Source organism: Bacillus cereus group sp. BceL291 (assembly GCF_051776705.1).
Classification (GTDB): Bacteria; Bacillota; Bacilli; order Bacillales; family Bacillaceae_G; genus Bacillus_A; species Bacillus_A cereus.
The window spans coordinates 1-21,766 of record NZ_JBPWAP010000040.1; the positions used below are offsets into that span (position 1 = coordinate 1).

Here is a 21,766-nt window from a genome sequence, read left to right on the forward strand (position 1 = left end):
AGACGAAAACTACAATTTAGGTAGACCGCCGTATGCCATGAAAGTGGCACGTACGGTGCGGATCGGGGGAAAAGTTGGAGATAAACTCAAAGACTTACCTATCGACAATAATTGTTGATGTATCGATTATTCCAGTAGGAACAGGTAATCCAAGTGTTAGTGAATATGTAGCAGAAGTACAAAAGGTGCTAGAGAAAAATGCGGATCGCGTGAAGTATCAATTAACACCGATGAATACAATTATTGAAGGAGATCTTCCTGTCATTCTAGAAGTAATTCAACAAATGCATGAAGTTCCATATACGAAAGGTGCACAGCGTGTTGCAACAACAATTCGTATTGATGATCGTCGTGATAAAGTGAGCACAATGGAGAAAAAATTAAACTCTGTTCGATCAAAATTATAAAGAAAAGCAGCGATTTTCGCTGCTTTTTTCATATAGGAGGTAAATAAGATGAGTGAAAAGTTTAACGAACAATTTGACGGGTTGTTAGAGAAATACACGGAACTGTTACTTGGAGAGAGCAATGAAGAGAGAAAAGAACAGGTACAGAAGTGGGCACTTTATTCTTACATAGCGAAGACGATGCCAGCTTTAGTGAAGCATTGGAATGAGACGTATCCCGATGCGAAAGAAGAGATGGTGCAGTTAATTACGGATATTAAAAGGCTGAATGAAGAGAAGCGAAATGAGCAATAAAAAAACTTGAGGGAAATATAATCGTAAGTTTTCTGTATTAATATCCTTATATAATTTACATGGAATATTAAGGGTTTTATAGGCATGTCGAATATTTTCGACATGCCTATTTTATGCCTAGTAAACTCCATTTTTCTAAATGTCGAAAAATATTTTAGTTATATTTATAAGCGGAAATATAGGGTTTTAAATGTTTTTATAGTATTTTATAAATTATCTAAATAATTATTTGTATCCAATAATTTTAAACAATGATATAATTTTGAAGAGGGGTAAAAAACAGATAAATCAAGTCATAGGGGTGAATTACATGGAACAATTAATGCGAAATTCGTTTCTTTTCTTATCTAAAAATAAAGCGCTAACAAAACTGGCTAAAAAGTACGGTTTACGCTTTGGTGCAGGTCGCTTTGTCGCAGGGGAGACAATTGAATTAGCGACAGCAGCTATTAAACAATTGAACAAGCAAGGACTTTGTGTAACAATCGATTATTTAGGGGAATTCGTTGATAATGAAGCGGAAGCAAATGAAATGGCTAACCAATCGATTGAAGCAATCCGTGCAATTGGAAGAGAAGGTCTTGATTCGCAGCTTTCTTTAAAGATGACTTCTATGGGATTAGATATCTCTGATGAAATCGTAATGAACAATATGCGCCGTATTTTAGAAGCGGCGAAAGAAAATGGTGTGTTCGTTACCATTGATATGGAAGACTATACACGCTGTGGTAAAACAATTGATATCTTTAAACAATTAAAATCTGAATACGATAATATTGGTACTGTTATTCAAGCTTACCTATATCGTACAGAAAAAGATATTGAAGATTTAAATGCTTATAATCCTAATTTACGTCTTGTAAAAGGTGCTTATAAAGAACCTGAAGAAGTGGCATTCCCAGACAAGAAAGATGTAGATGACAATTATAAAAAAATTATTAAAATGCACTTATTAAATGGAAATTATACTGCAATTGCTTCACATGACGAAGCGATTATTGAATATACAAAAAAACTTGCTGAAGAACACAACATTCCAAGGGATCAATTTGAATTCCAAATGTTATATGGTATTCGTAATGAGCGTCAACTTGAGCTAGTAAAAGAAGGCTACAAAATGCGAGTTTACGTACCTTATGGAAACGACTGGTATGGATATTTCATGCGTCGTCTAGCAGAGCGTCCAGCAAACGTTGCGTTCGTATTAAAAGGTATGGTTAAAAAATAACCAAGGAGAAAATACTCCTTGGTTATTTTAATTGCTGAAATGCATAATGTGCCATTTTCTTCGTATCAGGATACAGTTGCTTGCGGGTAGAAGATAATACAACATTAATGACACGTTTACCGTCTTTTTCATCCACTGTTACGACTGTATATTTGCCAAGTGCTGATAGACCGCTTTTACTTCCAATCGCATATGGATCGTCATATAGTTCTTCTCGTCCGTAGTTTGCGATGTTTGGAGAGCGTTCTGAAGTATGTAGAGTTGTACGCGTTGAATTCATATATTCTAAAACAACTGGATACTTTAATGCTTCTTTCGTAATAATAGCAATGTCATATGGTGATACTTTATTCCCAATTGCATCAGCACCACTTGCGTTTTTGAAAGTTGCATGCTTTGTACCAAGTTCCTTCGCTCTAGCATTCATCATTTTCACAAATTCATTTTTTGATCCTGCAATATGTTCTGCAATTGATTCAGCTATTGGATCTGCACTAATGATAAGCATAAGTTTTAATGCCTCATCACGCTTTAATTTTTCTCCAGCACGAAGTTTAATTTTCTTGCTTTGACTTTCTGTTTTAATTGCGTTTTCTGTAACCGTAATTTCTTCATCTTCTTTTACATTCTCTAGTAAAAGAAGGGTTGTCATCATTTTGGCTATACTAGCCGGATAAGAGCGTTCGTCTTCGCGTTTCCCATACAAAATTTCACCTGTGTTTGCATCGATTGTAACCCCATATTGCCCAGTAATGTTGGGTTGATCAGCTCTTACAGCTTGTTGTCTTTGTGCATAAGAGAAGAAAATCATCCCTGTAAATAGTGTGGCAATCATTACAATCATAACTATTGTTCGTTTCATTATAATTCCCTCATTTGTTACAAATAAATTGGGCAGAAAAAGCAGCCATTAATCATTATGCCACGTTCTCTGCCCAAAAATATAGCGTTATTTTTCGCCCATATTATGCTTTTTATATTGTTGGTTATTACCTTGACGTCCTTTTTCCACGCCGTGGTTATGCGGACCTGCGTTTCCAGTTACACTAGCTGCACTAATTCCAGCCTTTGAAGGGTTCTTCTTAAGTTTTGCCATATATATTCCTCCAGTTTCGTCAGATTATAAAAAGGGAAAGTGTATTTTAGTGAAGAAAATACATATATAGCATGGCCAAATGAAAGAAAAATATTTATTTCAGAAAATTTTATCAATAAATATATTGCGAAAATTTAAACAGTATCATATATTTATTAGTAGAGGCTCACTCATTGATTGCGACTTATGTCGAAAAATTGAATGAGCATTCATTCAAGAATAGGGGGAGAATTGGATGTTCCAAATTAAAAAGGCTGCTGTTCTAGGTTCAGGCGTAATGGGTTCGGGAATTGCGGCACACTTAGCTAATATTGGTATTCCGACATTATTGCTTGATATTGTACCACCTGCGCTTACGAAAGAAGAAGAAGCGAAGGGACTTACATTAGAACATAAAAGTGTGAGAAATCGTTTTAGTAATACGGCTGTGCAAAAACTATTAAAGCAAAAACCAGCTCCTCTGACAGTGAAAGGAAATCTAGCACTGATTGAAGCAGGTAACTTAGAAGATGATCTTGAGCGTCTAGCTGATGTAGATTGGATTATTGAAGTAGTAGTTGAAAACTTAGATATTAAAAAGAAATTATTTGAAAAAGTAGACGCTGTTCGTAAACCGGGCTCAATTGTAAGCTCGAATACGTCAGGCATTTCAGTTGAAAAAATGGCAGAAGGTCGTTCAGACGACTTCCAGAAACACTTCTTAGGCACACACTTTTTTAACCCACCACGATATTTAAAACTTCTAGAGGTAATACCGACGAAAGAAACAGATCCACAAGTATTAAGCTTCATGAAACTATTTGGCGAAGACGTTCTTGGAAAAGGCGTTGTTATCGCAAAAGATACACCAAACTTTATTGGAAACCGCATCGGTACGTACGGTTTACTTGTTACTCTTCAAGAGATGGTAAAACGCGGCTATAGCATTGGGGAAGTTGATTCTGTAACAGGCCCACTTATTGGTCGTCCGAAGAGCGCAACGTTCCGCACATTAGATGTTGTCGGTTTAGATACATTCGTACACGTTGCAAATAACGTATATGAAAATGTGCAAGAAGAAGAGCGTGATGTATTTAAAGTACCAGCTTTCATGCATGACATGCTTGAGAAAAAATGGCTTGGAAGTAAAACGGGGCAAGGCTTCTTCTTAAAACAAGGAAAAGAAATTTTAGAACTAAATCCTGAAACGATGGAATACGAAGCGCGTAAAAAGTTAAAAGCTGCATCCGTAGAGTTAAGTAAACAAGAAAAAGGATTAGCGAATAAATTGAAAGCGCTTGTATACGCGAAAGACCGTGCAGGAGAGTTATTATGGAACATCATTACACCAACTCTTTTATACTCTGCAAAACTTCATAAAGAAATTGCTGACGATATCGTTGCAATTGACCAAGCGATGAAGTGGGGCTTCGGCTGGGAGCAAGGGCCATTTGAAGTGTGGGATGCAATCGGCGTTGAAAAATCTGTTCAAAAGATGGAAGAAAATGGCGTAGTTGTTCCTACGTGGGTGAAAGAAATGTTAGAGAAAGGTTTCACTACTTTCTATAAACATGATAACGGCGATAGCTACTATTACGATAATGGCGAATATAAGCTAATCGAGCGTAATAAAAAAGCAATTTCTCTTAAGCAATTAAAAGCAAAAAATGGTGTATTAAAGAAAAATAGCGGAGCGAGCTTAATTGATTTAGGCGACGGCATCCTTTGCTTAGAGTTCCATTCGAAGAGCAATGCAATCGGTATGGATATTACGCAAATGATTAACTACGCTGTTGATGAAGTAGAAAAGAATTATAAAGGTCTTGTTATCGGTAACCAATCGAAGAACTTCTGCGTTGGTGCGAACCTAGCAATGATCTTAATGGAAGCACAAGACGACAACTACTTTGAAATTGAGTGGGTTGTGAAAAACTTCCAAGATGCAATGACGAAAATTAAGTACTCTTCTAAGCCAGTTGTAGCAGCACCATATGGTATGACGCTTGGCGGAGGTACAGAAGTTTGCTTACCAGCAGCGAGCATTCAAGCTTCTAGTGAAACGTATATGGGCTTAGTAGAAGTTGGTGTTGGCTTAATCCCTGGCGGAGGCGGTAATAAAGAGCTATACATTAAACACTTAAACAAAATGGCAAACGGTGTAGAGTTTGATCTGCAAAAAGTTGCAAATAAAGTGTTCGAAACAGTCGCAATGGCGAAAGTTTCAACTTCAGGACAAGAAGCAGTTTCTCATAACTTCTTAGGTGATAAAGATGGTATTAGTGTGAATGGTGATCACTTACTATACGATGCGAAACAGAAAGCACTTGCTTTATATGAAGCTGGTTATAAAGCGCCGATCCGTAAAAAGATACCAGTTGTTGGGGAAACAGGATATGCAACTCTTGCACTTGGTGCGGAAGCAATGCATTTATCTGGTTACATTTCAGAGTACGATCTTCACATTGCTAAGAAACTTGCATATGTCATTGCGGGCGGAAAAGTGCCGTACGGAACAGAGGTTGATGAGCAATATTTATTAGATGTAGAACGTGAAGCATTTATTAGCTTAGTAAGTGAGATGAAATCACAAGCAAGAATGCAGCACATGCTTGTAAAAGGAAAGCCATTACGTAACTAATAACGAGGGGAGATATCGTTCATGAGAGAAGCTGTCATTGTTGCGGGAGCAAGAACACCAATTGGAAAAGCAAAGAGGGGTTCATTAAAAACAGTTCGTCCTGACGATCTAGGGGCGTTAGTAGTAAAGGAAACGTTAAAGCGTGCGAATTATGAAGGACCAATCGATGATTTAATTTTCGGTTGTGCGATGCCAGAAGCAGAGCAAGGTTTAAATATGGCTCGTAATATCGGCGGATTAGCAGGACTTTCTTACGATGTTCCAGCTATTACGATTAACCGTTACTGTTCTTCAGGTTTACAAAGTATCGCTTACGGAGCTGAGCGTATTATGCTTGGTCACTCTGAAGCTGTATTATCAGGCGGAGCAGAATCAATGAGTTTAGTTCCAATGATGGGACACGTTGTTCGTCCGAATAGTCGCCTTGTAGAAGCGGCTCCAGAATATTATATGGGTATGGGACATACAGCAGAGCAAGTTGCTGTGAAATATGGAATTTCTCGTGAAGAGCAAGATGCATTTGCAGTAAGAAGTCATCAACGTGCTGCGAAAGCATTAGCTGCAGGAAACTTTGCTGATGAAACAGTACCTGTAGATGTGACGTTACGCTCGGTTGGATCAAACAATAAACTTCAAGAAGAAACAATCACTTTCGCACAAGATGAAGGTGTAAGAGCAGAGACGACACTAGACATTTTAGGAAAATTACGTCCAGCATTTAACGTTCGCGGTTCTGTAACAGCTGGTAACTCTTCACAAATGAGTGATGGTGCAGCATCTGTATTATTAATGGATCGCGAAAAAGCAGTGAGCGATGGCATGAAGCCACTTGCGAAATTCCGTTCATTTGCAGTAGCTGGCGTACCACCAGAAGTAATGGGAATCGGCCCAATCGCTGCAATTCCAAAAGCGTTAAAACTAGCTGGCTTAGAGTTATCTGATATTGGCTTATTCGAACTAAATGAAGCATTTGCTTCTCAATCGATCCAAGTTATTCGTGAACTTGGTTTAGATGAAGAAAAAGTAAACGTAAACGGTGGTGCAATCGCACTTGGACATCCACTTGGCTGTACAGGAGCAAAACTAACACTATCTCTTATTCACGAAATGAAACGCCGCAACGAACAATTCGGTATCGTAACAATGTGTATCGGCGGCGGAATGGGAGCAGCGGGAGTATTTGAATTACTTTAAAAAGTGCAGGTGGCTCGTTTAGAACAGGAGGGCGTTGGAAGCCTTGACGAAGAGGCGCTTTTTGCCTCACAGGAAGGGGTGAAACGACCGACTGTTTTAGCCACTGGAACTGGATTATGAAAAAAAGTGGAAGCGGCTCGTTCAGAATGTGAGGGGGATGGAGCTTCAGACGTAGAGGCGCTCTTTGCCTCGTAGGAAGAAGCGAAGCCACCGAACATTCTAGCCGCTGGAACTGGATTATAAAAAAAATGGAAGCAACAAAGGTTTATAAAAAAAGGGAGAGCTAGCTTCTTTCAAAAAGAGAGAAGCGGCTCATGAAAATATGAAGGAGGAAATTTTCATGGAAAAAACAGTAGGAAATGCGGTTAAAGGCGGTAGCTTTTTAGTAGATGAGATTACGATTGATCAAGTGTTTACGCCAGAAGATTTTTCATCTGAGCATAAAATGATTGCAAAAACGACAGAGGACTTTATCGTAAATGAAGTTCTTCCAGAGCTTGAATATTTAGAGCAACATGAGTTTGATCGCTCAGTTCGTCTTTTAAAAGAAGCTGGAGAACTTGGTTTATTAGGCGCTGACGTACCAGAAGAGTACGGCGGAATTGGTCTTGATAAAGTAAGCTCAGCGTTAATCGCAGAGAAGTTCTCTCGCGCTGGTGGCTTTGCAATTACTCACGGTGCTCACGTAGGTATCGGCTCTTTACCAATCGTATTATTCGGTAACGAAGAGCAAAAGAAAAAATATTTACCATTGCTTGCAACTGGTGAAAAATTAGCTGCATACGCATTAACAGAGCCAGGTTCAGGATCTGATGCATTAGGCGCAAAAACAACTGCACGTTTAAATGCAGAAGGTACACATTATGTATTAAACGGTGAAAAACAATGGATTACAAACTCTGCATTCGCTGACGTATTCGTTGTATATGCAAAAATTGATGGCGAGCACTTCTCAGCATTTATCGTAGAGAAAGACTACGCTGGCGTATCTACAAGCCCAGAAGAAAAGAAAATGGGTATTAAATGTTCTTCAACTCGTACGTTAATTTTAGAAGATGCGTTAGTACCGAAAGAAAACTTACTTGGCGAAATCGGTAAAGGTCATATTATCGCATTCAACATTTTAAATATCGGTCGTTATAAATTAGGTGTTGGTACAGTTGGATCTGCGAAACGTGCAGTAGAAATTTCAGCACAATATGCAAACCAACGTCAACAGTTCAAACAACCAATCGCTCGCTTCCCATTAATTCAAGAGAAACTTGCGAATATGGCAGCAAAAACATATGCAGCTGAAAGCTCTGTATATCGTACAGTAGGTTTATTCGAAAGCCGCATGAGCACATTATCTGAAGAAGAAGTAAAAGACGGTAAAGCAGTAGCAGCTTCTATCGCTGAATATGCAATCGAGTGCTCTTTAAACAAAGTATTCGGTTCTGAAGTATTAGACTATACAGTAGATGAAGGTGTTCAAATTCACGGTGGTTATGGATTTATGGCAGAGTACGAGATTGAAAGAATGTACCGCGATTCTCGTATTAACCGTATTTTCGAAGGAACGAACGAAATTAACCGCCTAATCGTACCAGGTACGTTCTTACGTAAAGCGATGAAAGGTGAATTACCACTTCTTCAAAAAGCACAAAAATTACAAGAAGAGTTAATGATGATGATGCCAGAAGAAGTAGGCGATGAGCCATTAGCACTTCAAAAGTATTTAGTAACTAATGCGAAGAAAATCGGCTTAATGGTAGCTGGATTAGCGGCTCAAAAATATGGTAAAGCATTAGATAAAGAGCAAGAAATTCTTGTAAATATCGCTGACATCGTAAGCAATCTATACGCAATGGAATCAGCTGTTCTTCGTACAGAAAAAGCGATCAAAACAACTGGTCTTGAAAAGAATAAACAAAAAGTGTTATACACTGAAGTATTCTGCCAAGAAGCATTTAACGAAATCGAAGCAGATGCGAAAGAAACACTTATCGCAGTTGAAAACGGCGACATGCTGCGCATGATGTTATCATCATTACGTAAATTAACTCGCCACACACCACTTAACGTAATTCCGAAGAAACGTGAAATCGCTGCGAAAATTTTAGAAGATGAGCGTTACACAGTTTAATATCTTTAAAGAACAGTAGTCGTTTATACGGCTACTGTTCTTTTTTTTGAAAAAAAGAAATTTTTTAGTGACACAAAACTAATACCATTAGTATAATAAAACTAATACCATTAGTATAATAAAACTAATGGTATTAGTTTTCGTGAAAAGGGAGATGGGACTATGAGGATGATACATGAAAAAACGTTATATCAATTGTCATTTTTGCCAAGAGCGTTTCCTGTAAATTGTTACTTTGTAGAGGAAGAAGATGGTTTAACTTTAATTGATGCGGCTTTGCCATATAGCGCAAAAGGTATTTTACAGGCGGCTGAGAAAATAGGAAAACCAATTACTAAAATTGTATTAACACATGCGCATGATGATCACATCGGTGCATTAGACGCATTAAAGGAAGTACTTCCTCATGTTCCAGTCTATATTTCTAAGCGGGACGCAAAGCTGTTAGAAGGAGATACGACGTTACAAAAGGATGAACCGAATATACCGATAAAAGGCGGTGTACCTAAAAAAGTAAAAACGGTACCTGATGTTTTATTAGAAGATGGGGACCGAGTTGGATCGCTTCTTGCAATTATGACACCGGGACATACACCAGGATCCATGTCGTTTCTTGATGTACGGAATAAAGCTCTTATTGTTGGGGATGCATTCCAAACAAGAGGAGGTATGGCTGTTTCGGGACAAATGAAATTTTGGTTTCCGTTTCCTGCGATGGCAACGTGGAGCAAAGAAATATCATTACAAAGTGCAGAGAAGTTAAGCGAATATGAGCCTTCCTTACTTGCGGCAGGGCATGGGGAAATGATAAAGAATCCAGGGACTGTCATAGAGCTTGCTATTAAGGAAGCTAAGCGGAATATAGAAAGTAAGAAAGAGGGGTAATTTATGTCACCGAGAATCGGACTTACATTACAAAAAATTGTAGAAACAGCGGCAGAAATTGCAGATACAAATGGAATACAAGAAGTAACGTTAGCTTCATTAGCGCAAAGGTTAGGGATACGTTCGCCCTCACTATATAATCATGTAAAAGGGTTACAAGATGTACGGAAAAATCTTGGTATTTACGGAATCAAACAGCTGCATAACAGACTAGAAGAAGCTACTGAGGGTAAATATACGGACGAAGCAATTCATGCATTAGGAGAAGCGTATGTAGCATTTGTCCGAAAACATCCTGGACTATATGAAGCAACTTTTTTACGAGATGAAGAAGTAAGAAAAGCAGGTGACGGAATTGTAAAGCTTTGTCTTCAAGTATTACAACAGTATGGCTTAGAAGGAGAGAATGCACTTCATGCGACACGCGGATTCAGAAGTATTTGTCATGGATTTGCTTCGATTGAACAGCAAGGCGGATTTGGTTTGCCGTTAGATCTAGATATAAGTTTACATGTATTATTGGAAACGTTTATTAAAGGGTTACGTGAATAAGAAGCAAGGTAAACAAAAACCTTAGAAGTGATTCTAAGGTTTTTTAGTGCATATGATTCGAAAAGAATGGTAGGCTTTTTCTTATGAAATGATATTATTTTGCAGGTTTGAAAAATGTATATATCGCTAAGTAAAAGCAAACGAAACTGAATACGATGGGGTCTTGATATGGACTAGGCTCAGAGCCCTTCTGGATTTCTGTAAGGAAGTCATGTGTTTTCATGTTTATTGCTCCTTTATATAAGAATACTTTTAATGAAGCTAATACTTACTAATAGAGTTGCACTAATAAACAATAGGAAAAATGTAGTGTTACGATTTTTATAATTGTTAAGTGCTATAAATAGAAAGCAAATGAGAAATAACATATGTAAAGCTATAGAAGTGAATAACGGCTTTAAATTTAATATATCAATCAACAGTTTTACATAGAGGCTTGCGTAAATGATAAAGAAGATAACTTTAACATATTTTTGCATGAGCACACCTTCCTACCATGGTTTGTTTGAGGATTATACTGTTATTATAAGGTTAGCTTTTGAATATTTGTATTTTTCTGTAATTATAACATTTTTTTGTATTTATAAATAGATGTGATTGATTTGAAATGTAAGAAAGCTTTTTCATGAATACGATTTAAAAAGAACAGAATACTAAAGGAGAATGAAAGAAGAAAGGTAGGAGTATTCCATGCAAAATTTAACAGAGCTTGAAGTAGAAAACTTACGTCATTTAATTGGTGGACACGCAACAATTATTAACAAGTTGGAGCAGTATGCAGAAACGTGTACAGATCCACAATTGAAACAAATGTTACAAAAGGATGCGCAAGATGCACGAAATACGAAACAGCAATTAATGACTTTCCTAGGATAGGAGGAAGCGGAACATGAATGAAAAAGATATGGTAAATGATTATTTGGCAGGATTAAATGCAAGTTTAACAAGTTATGCAAATTATATTGCTCAGTCTGATAATGAACAGTTACATCAAACGTTAATTCAAATTCGTAATCAAGACGAGGCGCGCCAACGTAATATGTATGAGTATGCAAAGCAAAAGAGTTATTACAAACCGGCAGCACCTGCCAATCCGATGATTGTGCAGCAATTGAAAAGTCAGTTAAGTGCAGAATAATAGGATGAAAAAACGAGCGAAAATGGATTCGCTCGTTTTCTTTTTTTATATGTCAATAAATACATAATAAATATTTTTCCAGCTGTAACAAATATGACGAAAATGGAATATAACAATTCACAAAAAGGACAAACGATTTGCTCAATATTTCACAAAGTATCCATGGTTTCTATCGTGAGAACCTTTATAATTAGGAGTGTAAAGAGCAAAAGAAATAGATTATATGATCAATTAGGAGAGATTGCTATGAAAAGACATACAAGAAAAATTGCAATTATCGGTACTGGATTAGTTGGATCAAGTTGTGCGTATTCCATTGTAAATCAAGGGATTTGTGAAGAGCTATTATTAATTGATATAAATCATGAACGTGCAGTTGGGGAAGCAATGGATTTATCACATTGCATTAACTTTACAAATACAAGAACAAAAGTATATGCAGGAAGCTATGAAGACTGCAAAGATATGGACATTGTTATTATTACAGCAGGGCCAGCACCAAAACCAGGGCAAAGTCGCTTAGATACTTTAGGAGCGAGTGCGAAGATTATGGAAAGTGTTGTTGGCGGCGTAATGGAAAGTGGATTTGATGGTATTTTCTTACTTGCATCGAACCCAGTTGATATTATTACATATGAAGTGTGGAAATTATCTGGATTACCTAGAAATCGCGTAATCGGTACTGGTACATCACTAGATTCTTCTCGCTTAAGAACAATTTTATCTGAAATGCTACATGTAGACCCTCGTAGTATTCATGGGTATTCATTAGGAGAACATGGTGATTCTCAAATGGTTGCTTGGTCTCATGTAACTGTTGGTGGAAAGCCAATTCTGCAAATTTTAGAAGAACAAAAAGAACGATTTGGTGAAATAGATTTAGATGAAATTGTTGAGAAGACTGCAAAAGCTGGTTGGGAAATTTATAAACGTAAAGGAACTACTTATTACGGAATTGGAAATTCTCTAGCATATATTGCGAGTTCAATCTTTAATGATGATCACCGTGTCATTGCTGTATCAGCCATTTTAGATGGTGAGTATGGTGAATATGATATTTGTACAGGAGTACCAGCTATTATTACTAGAGACGGTATAAGAGAAGTTGTAGAACTCAATTTAACAGAGGATGAAGAATCTCGATTCGCAAAATCAAACGATATTTTACGTGATTATATGAAAACAATTGGTTACTAACTTATAGAAGAAGGTGAAACAAATGAAGGAATATATAATGTCTCGTGTATTTAAAGCATCTGCTGGAATCGCACAAGGTATTTTCGTATCCCTCGGAATTGGTTTACTGATCGAAAATATAGGAAGAATTGTTGATATACCATTACTTATTACAATCGGAGTTGTTGCAAAATCACTAATGGCACCGGCAATTGGTGCCGGAATTGCTTTTATGCTCGGTGCAAACGGTCTTGTAATCTTCTCGGCGATGGTAGCCGGAGCAATTGGTGCCGGATCCATTTCAATTACTGAAGCCGGTCTAATTATTAAAACAGGTGAGCCAATCGGTGCATTATTAACAGCAACTTTAGCTGTATATATTGGTAAACGTTTAAGCGGAAAAACTGCGTTAGATATGATGCTCGTTCCATTTGCAGCAATATTAGGTTCTGGTTTAGTTGGTATTTGGTTATCTCATAATATTACTCCTGTTTTAAATGCAGTTGGAGCGTTTATTAAAGATAGCTCAGCTGGTAGTCCGTTTATTGCTTCTATCGTCATTGCAGTAGTTTGGGGGCTATTACTTATCTCTCCAGCTTCATCAGCTGCGTTAGCAATTGCACTTAGCTTAGACGGTGTTGCAGGTGGTGCTGCTCTTGCCGGATGCGTCGCTCAGTTTATCGGATTCTCTGTCATCTCAGCGAAAGAAAATAATTTAGGTGGCATATTAGCTCAAGCACTTTGTACTCCGAAAGTACAGTTACCAAATATCACTAAAAATCCAATGATTCTCGTCCCAACTGTCGTTGCCAGTGCTATAGTCGGTCCAGTATCCGCATTAATTTTCCAACTGGAAGCAGGAAAGGAAATTGCAGGTCTTGGATTAAGTTCTCTTATCGCACCAATTAATTTAATTTCCAGCCAAGGATGGGAAGTTCTCCCGGCGATGGTAATTACTTATATCGTCATTCCAGTAGCTGTTTCTTATATACTTTACATTGCTCTTAAAAAAGCAGGTCGTATTCACTCTGGTGATATGACTGTACCGCAATCTTAAGTTGAAAATCTCCTTAATAATATATAAAAGCAGACTGAGAAGCCACAGTCTGCTTTTTGTCATGCTACATTCTATGATTTTGTTTTACTGGAACTCTTATTGGTTCTTTGGCCAATAAGAGCTGAACGCCGAAGTAAAGTATACTTGCAAGCGTCATTCCAGAAATGGCATCTACAAAGGCATGCTGCTTCGTAAATAGCGTTGATAAAATAATAAGTGTACCGAAGAAAGTAAGGATGTAATATTCAAAAGCATGCTGTTCTCTACGCTTAAAGGCAGCTAACATAATTACAAATGTAGTAAGAACGTGAATGCTAGGGAAACAGTTTACTGGCTGGTCGATACTATAAATATAGCGAACTAGTTCAGAAAATACATCTGTTCCAACGACAGTCGGACGCGGTACAGTTGTTTGCCAAAAATAATAAATAGAAAAACAAGCAAGCTTTCCAAAAATAACACTACTTAAAGTGACATAATATTGCTTTCGGTCAGCAAAGCAGTAATAAATAAGTGCGCCGTATAAGTATGGAAACCAAAGTAAATAAGGAATAATAAATGCTTTTACAAATGGAATCCAATCATCTACTACAGTTGTAACGTCTACTGCGTGAACAGTCGATTTATTTAATACGTCGTAAAGGGGACTTACGAGCACGAGTAGAAGTATATAACTTAACGGAAGAAAAGATGAAAGTTTAAATTTCTTCATGTTGATCTCCTATGTTTAGTAATGTAAGTAAATTCAATTGATTATAATATAGAAACGTGAATTGGGCTATCGATTTTACTTACATTTTCTTGAATTAACCTTACGTTTTTGTCACTTGACTAAAAAGAAGGAGAGGGTGCTAAATGAAGCGTTTATCGTATTTCTTATTTTTTATATTGATATGCCTAGTAGGTGCTGGGTGTGCAAAGGATAAAGAAGGAGAGAAATTAGAATATAATGGAAGAGCACTCGTAATTGGAGTTGTTGGAGAAAAGCCGAAAGATACGTTTAGGAATGTAAAGTTTGAAGAAATGAAGTTAGAGGAACTAGAAAAGAAATCTAAGGAAGTGGATGGTTTTCTAATAATGAAAGATCACTTTCAAGAAGCCTCAACAGAGCAGTATAAAAATGTATTTTCATCGCTAAAGAAACCAGTGTTTTTTATCGGTTTACAAGATAAATCATATTCAATTTTTATTACAAAAGGAATAGAGTATAACAGTGCACGAAAAGATGTAAATGCTATGTATACGCAAGGCTTTGCAAATATCGGAAGTGGTGAAGGGCAACAATGGGCAATTGGTTTATCTAATGGTGGAAATACAGAAGAAAGTATTCATAATATGTATATCGTCGTATTTCAAACCATCGCAGATTATTTGAATAGATGATGAGGGAGCCTGTAAACGAGGCTTCTTATTTTTTTAATCAAACGTTTGTTTAAGCTGTATGTTCGGTAGGAAGAAACTGATGTAACTCAATGGTTAACAAAGAGAAATGGAGAATTAATCAAACGTTTGTTTAAGCTGTATGTTCGGTAGGAAGAAACTCCTGTAGTTCAAAGGTTAAGAAAGAAAAATGGAGAATTAATCAAACGCTTGTTTAAGATATATGTTTGGTGCAGAATCTAAAAAATTTATATATTTATTTTTTTCTTAACAAATGGCGGAAAAATAAGAAAAATTCGCAGGATTATTAAAAATTATCACGAAATAAGTAAAAGTTTAGCGAATAATGGTTTGAAATAATAAAACGTTTTCTATATGATAAAGGTAAAGGTTAGTAAAAAAGTAGGTGAATTTATGACAGTAACATTTTATTCATATCCAAAGTGTGGCACATGTCAAAAGGCAAAGAAATGGTTTGAGGCAAACGATGTAGCATATGAGATGATTCATATTGTTGAAAATCCACCATCAAAAGAAGATTTACGTAATTTACATGAAAAAAGTGAATTACCATTAAAAAAATTCTTTAATACAAGTGGAATGCGTTACCGTGAACTTGGTCTAAAAGATAAGTTGAAAGATGCAAGCGAAGACGAAATGTATGAGCTTTTAGCATCTGATGGCATGTTGATTAAACGTCCAATTGTAACAGATGGAACGAATGTAACACTTGGTTTTAACGAAGAGCAGTTTGAAAGTGTGTGGAAAAAGTACCAATAAGGTATTTTTACATAATTAATACATTCACTGGAGGTACAGTCATGAGCATTCCAAATAATTTACGTTACTCTGAAGAACACGAATGGGTAAAAACTGAAGGTAATGAAGTTGTTATCGGTATCACTCACTTTGCACAAGGTGAGCTAGGCGATATCGTATTCGTTGAACTTCCTGAAGTAGGTGCAACAATCGAAGCTGACGAGCCATTCGGAAGCGTAGAATCTGTTAAAACAGTTTCTGAGTTATACGCACCTGTAAGCGGTAAAGTTGTAGCAGTAAACGAAGAATTAAGTGACCAACCAGAACTTGTTAACGAATCTCCATACGAGGGTGCATGGATGGTTAAAGTTGAACTTTCTGATGCAAGCCAAGTTGAGAAGTTATTAACTGCAGAAAAATATGCAGAAATGACAAACCAAGACTAATTATAGTCGACTAAAGGACAGCCTTTGTGCTGTCCTTTTTTATTTTGTGTGAAATAATGAAATTCAAGTTATATGTAAATAAATAAGCTATTATGAGAAAAACTGTTTTGTGGTAAGGTTTCATAAGTCTTCACAATCTAAACGAGCCGCTTGCGCTTTTCTTTTGCAAAAATAAACAGGAAACAACATGAAAATAACGAATATACTATATACTAAGTTCAAGGTTATATAGTATATGGTGATCGGGTGATGACATATGATTTATGTAGAAAAAGTCATTATTGTAGAAGGTACATCAGATAGAAGAAAGATTGAATCTATTATTCGTGAACCGGTGGAAATTGTTTGTACAAATGGTACAATTGGTTTGTCGAAAATGGATGAGCTCGTTGATCAGTTTTTTGATAAGGAAGTGTATGTGCTAGTGGATGCTGATGATGCTGGAGAAAAGTTAAGGAAACAATTTCGAAAAGAATTTCCGCAAGCCGAGCATATCTATATTGATCGCTCGTACCGAGAAGTGGCAACTGCGCCATCTACACACTTAGCAAATGTATTATGGGGAGCCGACATTGACGTTTATACAGAATATTTACGGTAAGGAATGATAGAAGTGATTGATTGGACAGGAGCCGAAGCTACAGCCCTAATAGAGAACGAAGAAAAAACAGTATTATATGTATATACTCCAATGTGTGGAACATGCCAATTAGCAAAAAAGATGTTAACAGTTGTTGAGATGACAATTGAAGGCCTCAAAATTGGGATGTTAGATTTAAATTATGCTCCGTATTTAGCGAAAGAGTATGGGATTGAAAGTGTACCTTGTTTACTTGTTTTTGAAAATGGGACACTGATGAAGAAGATATACGCATTTCATTCGGTTGAATATTTATATACGGAATTAAAGTAGGCGGCAAAATTTTTGCCGCCTCGACATATTTCTTGGGAAATATGTCGAGATGCAGGGTGGATACAGTATTTGTCGAGCGAAAATAACAGGATTGCTCTTTAGTGAGAGGGAATGGTATGTAATAGAAAGTGATATGAAGGATGTGATTTAGGGTGAGATTATATTCTTTGCTTCAATCATTTGTAAATTACGCTAATGGTCAATATCATTTAGAACCGCTTTTAAGACAAGAAGAAAAAACTGTTAATTTTCGCTTTGGAGATGAAAGTTGTTCGTTACAAATTTCAAGAGATTATATAGAGCTGGTACATGAGGAAAGAGGAACGGAACAAATCATTTGCTTAGATGAAAAGGATATAGAACAATTGGTGAATGGAAATGTACGATTGCAAATGTTAATGAACGATGGACGTGTACAATATTCAGGAACGTACCGAACGATGTTATTAGTGGAATCGATGTTTCATATATGTAAACCGATGTCAGTAGGTGCTTAAAATTCTGAAGTTTCATTTTTTGCGAAAATTTCTGTTGACATGGTGAGTGTATATTGATACAATTCAAGTCATAAAATATAGACAATTTCATAAATTTCAAATCAGACGAAAATTGAATCTGATTTCTCTTATCAAGAGAGGTGGAGGGACTGTGCCCTGTGAAGCCCGGCAACCGTCAACTTATGTTGAAATGGTGCCAATTCCTGCAAAGCGAATGCTTTGAGAGATGAGAGAGAGGGATAATGTTGTTATATACGCATATAAACCTTTCTGCTTCTCTAAAGCAGAAAGGTTTTTTTATTGTTTGAATGTGGAGGACATTCAAATAATAAAAGTAATGATAACAGTGGACTACACGCATTAAAAATAAAAAATTGCGGAGTCGATCCAAACAAAAAAGGGGTGAACATCATGATTCTATTAGAGAACGTAAAGAAAATATATAAGGCGAAAAGCGGTGATGTCACTGCTGTAGATAACGCCAATTTAAAAATAGAAAAAGGCGAAATATTTGGTGTTATTGGATATAGCGGCGCTGGAAAAAGTTCGTTAATCAGATTGTTTAATCAGTTAGAGAAACCGACTTCTGGCCAAATTACAATTGCGAATCGTGTTATATCAGCAATTACAGGAAGTGAACTTCGTAAGGCAAGACAAGAAATCGGAATGATTTTTCAACACTTCAACTTACTTTGGTCACGAACTGTACGTGAAAATATTGAGTTTCCACTTGAAATTGCAGGTGTTGATAAAGCGAAGAGAAGAAAACGTGTTGATGAATTAATTCATCTTGTTGGATTAGAAGGAAGAGGAGACGCGTACCCATCTCAGCTGAGTGGAGGACAAAAGCAACGCGTCGGGATTGCAAGAGCATTAGCTAACAATCCACAAGTGCTTTTATGTGATGAAGCAACGTCAGCTCTTGATCCGGAAACGACAGATCAAATTTTAGATTTACTATTAGACATTAATAAGCGTCTTGGTTTAACAATTGTACTCATTACACATGAAATGCACGTGATTCGAAAGATTTGTAACCGAGTGGCGGTAATGGAGAGAGGAAAGATTGTAGAAACAGGTCCAGTACTTGATGTATTCCGTAATCCGAAGCAAGATATTACGAAACGATTTGTACAGCAGTTAACAGATTCTGAAGATACAAATGAAACAATTGAAAATTTAATTGAAAAATATCCAGATGGAAAAGTAATTCGTTTGCAGTTTATCGGTGAGGCTGTAGAAAGACCAGTGCTTCAACGATTAATGCAACGCAGTGATATAGAAGTTAGCATTTTGCAAGGAAATATTGCACAAACGAATAACGGTTCTTACGGTAGTTTAGTTGTTCATTTAAATGGTGAGGAAACAGCGATCCAGCAAGCAATAGAAGGAATTCATCAAGATCAAGTAGAGCTGGAGGTGATTGCACATGGATAAGTTACTCGCAAATGTTGATTGGAATCAAATGTTAGAAGCAACTGGTGAAACGTTATATATGACGGCAATCGCAGCCCTTGCGACATTTGTTTTAGGACTAATTTTAGGATTGTTACTCTTCATGACAGCAAAAGATAATTTATGGGAAAACAAATCAATTAATACGGTGATTGGAGCATTCGTAAATATATTCCGCTCTATACCGTTCATCATTTTAATTATTTTATTAATCCCATTTACAAAGATTCTTCTTGGAACAATTCTTGGAGCAAGTGCAGCTCTGCCGGCTTTAATTATTGGAGCCGCACCATTCTACGCGAGAATGGTTGAAATTGCACTTCGCGAAATTGATAAAGGTGTAATTGAAGCTTCAAAAGCAATGGGAGCAAAAACAAGCACAATTATTTTGAAAGTGTTAATTCCAGAATCATTACCAGCATTAGTATCTGGTATTACGGTTACGACAATTGCTTTAGTAGGCTATACAGCAATGGCGGGAGTTGTTGGTGCTGGTGGCCTTGGAACACTTGCTTACTTAGAAGGATTCCAGAGAGGGAATAACGATGTAACAATCGTTGCGACAATTTGTGTATTACTAGTTGTATTTTTAATCCAGTGGATTGGTGATAGTTTAACGACTCGAATAGATAAACGATAATAAAAACGGGAGGATATTTTAAATGAAAAAATTATTACTTACGGCACTTATTTCAACTTCAATTTTTGGGTTAGCTGCTTGTGGCGGGAAAGATAAAGATGAAAAGAAACTTGTTGTTGGTGCTTCTAACGTACCGCATGCTGAAATTTTAGAAAAAGCAAAACCGTTACTTGAGAAAAAAGGAATTGAATTAGAAGTGAAAAAATTCCAAGATTACGTGTTGCCAAATAAATCGTTAGCGGATAAGGAATTAGATGCAAACTATTTCCAGCACATTCCGTATTTAGAAAAAGAAATTAAAGATAAAAAATATGATTTTGAAATAGCAGGGAAAATTCATATTGAACCAATTGGTGTATATTCTCAAAAATATAAGAGTTTAAAAGAACTTCCAGACGGGGCGACAATTATTATGAGTAATTCCGTTACTGACCATGGACGTGGTTTAGCAATTTTACAAAAAGAAGGCATTTTAAAAATTAAAGACGGAGTAGATCCAGTTAGTGCAACTCCAAAAGATATTGCAGATAATCCGAAACACTTAAAATTCAAAACGGATATTGAGCCTGGTTTGTTGCCACAAGTGTATAACAATAAAGAAGGCGACGCTGTTTTAATTAACTCGAACTATGCAATTGATGCGAAATTAAACCCAGAAAAAGATGCAATTGCAATTGAAGGCGATGATTCTCCATACGCAAACGTACTAGTGGTTCGTAAAGGTGATAAAGATAAAAAAGCGATTAAAGAGCTTGTAGAAGTATTACATTCTAAAGAAATTGAAGACTTTATTACTAAAGAATATAAAGGTGCAGTTGTTCCTGTAAAAGAATAATTGCTGAAAAAGGGCTGGTGTATGCCGGTCCTTTTTTACTACATAACTATAGGGAGAAGGGGACGTCATATGAAAAAGATTCTATTGTCAGTTGTTACAGCATTATCTGTATTTACATTAGCTGCTTGCGGAGGGAAGGAAGAGAATAAGCTTGTTGTGGGAGCTTCTAACGTGCCGCACGCTGTTATTTTAGAAAAGGCACAGCCGATATTAGAGAAAAAAGGCATTAAGTTAGAGATTAAAAAGTTTCAGGATTATGTACTGCCAAATAAAGCGTTAGCGGATAAAGAAATTGATGCGAACTACTTCCAGCATATTCCGTACTTAGATAAAGAAATTCAAGAAAAGGGATATAAAATTGTAAACGCAGGAAAAATCCATTTAGAGCCGATGGGTATTTATTCTAAGAAGTATAAAAGCTTAAAAGACTTACCAGATGGCGGGACAGTGATTATGAGTAATAACGTAGCGGAGCGTGGCCGTATGCTAGCACTGTTACAAAAAGGCGGCGTTATTAAATTAAAAGACGGAGTAGATGTTGTTAAGGCAACAGTAAAAGATGTAGTCGAAAATCCGAAAAACTTAAAGTTTAAAACAGATGTAGAGCCTGGATTGTCACCAAAGCTGTATGAAAATAATGAAGGTGATGCTTTATTTATTAATTCAAACTATGCAATTGATGCAAAATTAAATCCAACAAAGGATGCAATTGCGATTGAAGGAGCAGACTCTCCGTATGCAAACATCATTGCAGTTCGTAAAGGTGATGAGAAGAAAAAAGAAATTAAAGAGCTAGTAGAAGTGCTACATTCAAAAGAAATTCAAGATTTTATTAATAAAGAATATAAAGGTGCTGTACTTCCGGTAAGTGAATAAATATAAGGAAAGGGCTGGAAAATTACCAGTCCTTTTTTCTTTATATAAATAAGAAGAAAGGTGTATCATAGAAAGATGTGAAGGAAATACTTATATACATTTGTGAAAAAACGGTTACTTTTTTCGTCGTTTGCGATATCATTTTATTTGATATAAAATTAGAATGAGAATAAAATGAGAATATGAACGTTTTAGG

Annotated in this window: 25 protein-coding genes and 1 riboswitch; of the genes, 22 read left to right on the forward strand and 3 right to left on the reverse strand. The window is 36.5% G+C overall.

Annotated elements, in window-relative coordinates:
- Positions 1-107: 107 nt before the first annotated feature.
- The 3 genes from ACS2CR_RS22080 (at position 108) to ACS2CR_RS22090 (ending at position 1,929) form a co-directional block, all read left to right on the forward strand.
- The gene (locus ACS2CR_RS22080) at positions 108-407 is read left to right on the forward strand and encodes an MTH1187 family thiamine-binding protein (protein WP_309567973.1); all 300 of its coding nucleotides are present in this window, start codon (positions 108-110) and stop codon (positions 405-407) included.
- Positions 408-455: 48 nt separating this feature from the next.
- Positions 456-701: a YusU family protein gene (locus ACS2CR_RS22085; RefSeq protein ID WP_001290594.1), complete on the forward strand. Its 246-nt coding sequence runs from the start codon at positions 456-458 to the stop codon at positions 699-701.
- A gap of 310 nt (positions 702-1,011) precedes the next feature.
- Positions 1,012-1,929, forward strand: coding sequence for a proline dehydrogenase family protein (locus ACS2CR_RS22090; protein ID WP_000436772.1), 918 nt, complete (start codon positions 1,012-1,014; stop codon positions 1,927-1,929).
- A 22-nt stretch (positions 1,930-1,951) separates the two neighbouring features.
- On the opposite strand, the gene ACS2CR_RS22095 is transcribed toward ACS2CR_RS22090, so the two are convergent.
- Both ACS2CR_RS22095 and ACS2CR_RS22100 read right to left on the reverse strand, forming a co-directional pair.
- Positions 1,952-2,791: a D-alanyl-D-alanine carboxypeptidase family protein gene (locus ACS2CR_RS22095; RefSeq protein ID WP_000831466.1), complete on the reverse strand. Its 840-nt coding sequence runs from the start codon at positions 2,789-2,791 to the stop codon at positions 1,952-1,954.
- 87 nt (positions 2,792-2,878) lie between these two features.
- Positions 2,879-3,025 (reverse strand): YuzL family protein, encoded by a 147-nt coding sequence (locus ACS2CR_RS22100; RefSeq protein ID WP_001096344.1) that lies wholly within the window; start codon positions 3,023-3,025, stop codon positions 2,879-2,881.
- A 235-nt stretch (positions 3,026-3,260) separates the two neighbouring features.
- Here ACS2CR_RS22100 and ACS2CR_RS22105 point away from each other — a divergent pair, with 235 nt between their 5' ends.
- The 9 genes from ACS2CR_RS22105 (at position 3,261) to ACS2CR_RS22145 (ending at position 13,769) form a co-directional block, all read left to right on the forward strand.
- Positions 3,261-5,642 (forward strand): 3-hydroxyacyl-CoA dehydrogenase/enoyl-CoA hydratase family protein, encoded by a 2,382-nt coding sequence (locus tag ACS2CR_RS22105; RefSeq protein ID WP_000486378.1) that lies wholly within the window; start codon positions 3,261-3,263, stop codon positions 5,640-5,642.
- A gap of 21 nt (positions 5,643-5,663) precedes the next feature.
- Positions 5,664-6,836 carry an acetyl-CoA C-acetyltransferase gene (locus tag ACS2CR_RS22110; RefSeq protein ID WP_001206324.1) on the forward strand — a complete coding sequence of 391 codons (1,173 nt, stop codon included), beginning with the start codon at positions 5,664-5,666 and terminating at the stop codon, positions 6,834-6,836.
- 340 nt (positions 6,837-7,176) lie between these two features.
- On the forward strand, positions 7,177-8,961 hold the full coding sequence (locus ACS2CR_RS22115) for an acyl-CoA dehydrogenase family protein (protein ID WP_000416291.1): 1,785 nt from the start codon (positions 7,177-7,179) through the stop codon (positions 8,959-8,961).
- 162 nt (positions 8,962-9,123) lie between these two features.
- The gene (locus ACS2CR_RS22120) at positions 9,124-9,846 is read left to right on the forward strand and encodes an MBL fold metallo-hydrolase (RefSeq protein WP_001242324.1); all 723 of its coding nucleotides are present in this window, start codon (positions 9,124-9,126) and stop codon (positions 9,844-9,846) included.
- A gap of 3 nt (positions 9,847-9,849) precedes the next feature.
- Positions 9,850-10,398, forward strand: coding sequence for a TetR/AcrR family transcriptional regulator (locus ACS2CR_RS22125; RefSeq protein WP_053514367.1), 549 nt, complete (start codon positions 9,850-9,852; stop codon positions 10,396-10,398).
- Positions 10,399-11,088: 690 nt separating this feature from the next.
- Positions 11,089-11,274: a hypothetical protein gene (locus ACS2CR_RS22130; RefSeq protein WP_001180551.1), complete on the forward strand. Its 186-nt coding sequence runs from the start codon at positions 11,089-11,091 to the stop codon at positions 11,272-11,274.
- Positions 11,275-11,287: 13 nt separating this feature from the next.
- Complete coding sequence (locus ACS2CR_RS22135) at positions 11,288-11,536, forward strand: spore coat protein (RefSeq protein WP_001002981.1); 249 nt, start codon at positions 11,288-11,290, stop codon at positions 11,534-11,536.
- A gap of 246 nt (positions 11,537-11,782) precedes the next feature.
- Positions 11,783-12,733, forward strand: a complete 951-nt coding sequence (locus ACS2CR_RS22140) for an L-lactate dehydrogenase (protein WP_000820650.1) — start codon at positions 11,783-11,785, stop codon at positions 12,731-12,733.
- A 22-nt stretch (positions 12,734-12,755) separates the two neighbouring features.
- Entirely contained in the window at positions 12,756-13,769 is a 1,014-nt protein-coding gene (locus tag ACS2CR_RS22145) for a PTS transporter subunit IIC (protein WP_000666172.1), read from the forward strand.
- Between the two features lie 64 nt (positions 13,770-13,833).
- On the opposite strand, the gene ACS2CR_RS22150 is transcribed toward ACS2CR_RS22145, so the two are convergent.
- Positions 13,834-14,481, reverse strand: a complete 648-nt coding sequence (locus tag ACS2CR_RS22150; RefSeq protein WP_000713771.1) for a phosphatase PAP2 family protein — start codon at positions 14,479-14,481, stop codon at positions 13,834-13,836.
- A gap of 143 nt (positions 14,482-14,624) precedes the next feature.
- Here ACS2CR_RS22150 and ACS2CR_RS22155 point away from each other — a divergent pair, with 143 nt between their 5' ends.
- From ACS2CR_RS22155 to metQ (ACS2CR_RS22200), 10 genes are all read left to right on the forward strand, one after another.
- Complete coding sequence (locus ACS2CR_RS22155; RefSeq protein WP_000826877.1) at positions 14,625-15,152, forward strand: hypothetical protein; 528 nt, start codon at positions 14,625-14,627, stop codon at positions 15,150-15,152.
- Between the two features lie 411 nt (positions 15,153-15,563).
- Positions 15,564-15,929: an arsenate reductase family protein gene (locus ACS2CR_RS22160; RefSeq protein ID WP_000218968.1), complete on the forward strand. Its 366-nt coding sequence runs from the start codon at positions 15,564-15,566 to the stop codon at positions 15,927-15,929.
- Between the two features lie 41 nt (positions 15,930-15,970).
- On the forward strand, positions 15,971-16,354 hold the full coding sequence (gcvH, locus tag ACS2CR_RS22165; RefSeq protein WP_000026896.1) for a glycine cleavage system protein GcvH: 384 nt from the start codon (positions 15,971-15,973) through the stop codon (positions 16,352-16,354).
- Positions 16,355-16,610: 256 nt separating this feature from the next.
- Complete coding sequence (locus ACS2CR_RS22170; protein WP_000640870.1) at positions 16,611-16,955, forward strand: toprim domain-containing protein; 345 nt, start codon at positions 16,611-16,613, stop codon at positions 16,953-16,955.
- 3 nt (positions 16,956-16,958) lie between these two features.
- On the forward strand, positions 16,959-17,267 hold the full coding sequence (locus ACS2CR_RS22175) for a thioredoxin family protein (RefSeq protein ID WP_002062684.1): 309 nt from the start codon (positions 16,959-16,961) through the stop codon (positions 17,265-17,267).
- 152 nt (positions 17,268-17,419) lie between these two features.
- Positions 17,420-17,764, forward strand: a complete 345-nt coding sequence (locus tag ACS2CR_RS22180; protein WP_001242139.1) for a hypothetical protein — start codon at positions 17,420-17,422, stop codon at positions 17,762-17,764.
- 125 nt (positions 17,765-17,889) lie between these two features.
- Positions 17,890-17,997, forward strand: a riboswitch (SAM riboswitch).
- A 178-nt stretch (positions 17,998-18,175) separates the two neighbouring features.
- Positions 18,176-19,201, forward strand: a complete 1,026-nt coding sequence (locus ACS2CR_RS22185) for a methionine ABC transporter ATP-binding protein (RefSeq protein WP_000601778.1) — start codon at positions 18,176-18,178, stop codon at positions 19,199-19,201.
- Complete coding sequence (locus tag ACS2CR_RS22190; RefSeq protein ID WP_000359401.1) at positions 19,194-19,859, forward strand: methionine ABC transporter permease; 666 nt, start codon at positions 19,194-19,196, stop codon at positions 19,857-19,859. The genes ACS2CR_RS22185 and ACS2CR_RS22190 overlap by 8 nt, the downstream gene beginning before the upstream one ends.
- Positions 19,860-19,881: 22 nt before the next feature.
- On the forward strand, positions 19,882-20,694 hold the full coding sequence (gene metQ, locus ACS2CR_RS22195) for a methionine ABC transporter substrate-binding lipoprotein MetQ (protein ID WP_000735096.1): 813 nt from the start codon (positions 19,882-19,884) through the stop codon (positions 20,692-20,694).
- Between the two features lie 69 nt (positions 20,695-20,763).
- Positions 20,764-21,570, forward strand: coding sequence for a methionine ABC transporter substrate-binding lipoprotein MetQ (metQ, locus tag ACS2CR_RS22200; RefSeq protein WP_000722399.1), 807 nt, complete (start codon positions 20,764-20,766; stop codon positions 21,568-21,570).
- The last annotated feature ends 196 nt before the right edge of the window (positions 21,571-21,766 follow it).

Coding starts and splice junctions, on each gene's coding strand:
- ACS2CR_RS22145 (WP_000666172.1), top strand. CDS start 12,756: ATGAAGGAATATATAATGTCTCGTGTATTTAAAGCATCTGCTGGAATC.
- ACS2CR_RS22185 (WP_000601778.1), top strand. CDS start 18,176: ATGATTCTATTAGAGAACGTAAAGAAAATATATAAGGCGAAAAGCGGT.
- ACS2CR_RS22095 (WP_000831466.1), bottom strand. CDS start 2,791: ATGAAACGAACAATAGTTATGATTGTAATGATTGCCACACTATTTACA.
- ACS2CR_RS22120 (WP_001242324.1), top strand. CDS start 9,124: ATGAGGATGATACATGAAAAAACGTTATATCAATTGTCATTTTTGCCA.
- ACS2CR_RS22130 (WP_001180551.1), top strand. CDS start 11,089: ATGCAAAATTTAACAGAGCTTGAAGTAGAAAACTTACGTCATTTAATT.
- metQ (WP_000722399.1), top strand. CDS start 20,764: ATGAAAAAGATTCTATTGTCAGTTGTTACAGCATTATCTGTATTTACA.
- ACS2CR_RS22090 (WP_000436772.1), top strand. CDS start 1,012: ATGGAACAATTAATGCGAAATTCGTTTCTTTTCTTATCTAAAAATAAA.
- ACS2CR_RS22170 (WP_000640870.1), top strand. CDS start 16,611: ATGATTTATGTAGAAAAAGTCATTATTGTAGAAGGTACATCAGATAGA.
- ACS2CR_RS22160 (WP_000218968.1), top strand. CDS start 15,564: ATGACAGTAACATTTTATTCATATCCAAAGTGTGGCACATGTCAAAAG.
- ACS2CR_RS22110 (WP_001206324.1), top strand. CDS start 5,664: ATGAGAGAAGCTGTCATTGTTGCGGGAGCAAGAACACCAATTGGAAAA.
- ACS2CR_RS22135 (WP_001002981.1), top strand. CDS start 11,288: ATGAATGAAAAAGATATGGTAAATGATTATTTGGCAGGATTAAATGCA.
- ACS2CR_RS22140 (WP_000820650.1), top strand. CDS start 11,783: ATGAAAAGACATACAAGAAAAATTGCAATTATCGGTACTGGATTAGTT.
- ACS2CR_RS22115 (WP_000416291.1), top strand. CDS start 7,177: ATGGAAAAAACAGTAGGAAATGCGGTTAAAGGCGGTAGCTTTTTAGTA.
- ACS2CR_RS22105 (WP_000486378.1), top strand. CDS start 3,261: ATGTTCCAAATTAAAAAGGCTGCTGTTCTAGGTTCAGGCGTAATGGGT.
- ACS2CR_RS22125 (WP_053514367.1), top strand. CDS start 9,850: ATGTCACCGAGAATCGGACTTACATTACAAAAAATTGTAGAAACAGCG.
- ACS2CR_RS22150 (WP_000713771.1), bottom strand. CDS start 14,481: ATGAAGAAATTTAAACTTTCATCTTTTCTTCCGTTAAGTTATATACTT.
- ACS2CR_RS22085 (WP_001290594.1), top strand. CDS start 456: ATGAGTGAAAAGTTTAACGAACAATTTGACGGGTTGTTAGAGAAATAC.
- metQ (WP_000735096.1), top strand. CDS start 19,882: ATGAAAAAATTATTACTTACGGCACTTATTTCAACTTCAATTTTTGGG.
- ACS2CR_RS22155 (WP_000826877.1), top strand. CDS start 14,625: ATGAAGCGTTTATCGTATTTCTTATTTTTTATATTGATATGCCTAGTA.
- ACS2CR_RS22100 (WP_001096344.1), bottom strand. CDS start 3,025: ATGGCAAAACTTAAGAAGAACCCTTCAAAGGCTGGAATTAGTGCAGCT.
- gcvH (WP_000026896.1), top strand. CDS start 15,971: ATGAGCATTCCAAATAATTTACGTTACTCTGAAGAACACGAATGGGTA.
- ACS2CR_RS22190 (WP_000359401.1), top strand. CDS start 19,194: ATGGATAAGTTACTCGCAAATGTTGATTGGAATCAAATGTTAGAAGCA.
- ACS2CR_RS22175 (WP_002062684.1), top strand. CDS start 16,959: ATGATAGAAGTGATTGATTGGACAGGAGCCGAAGCTACAGCCCTAATA.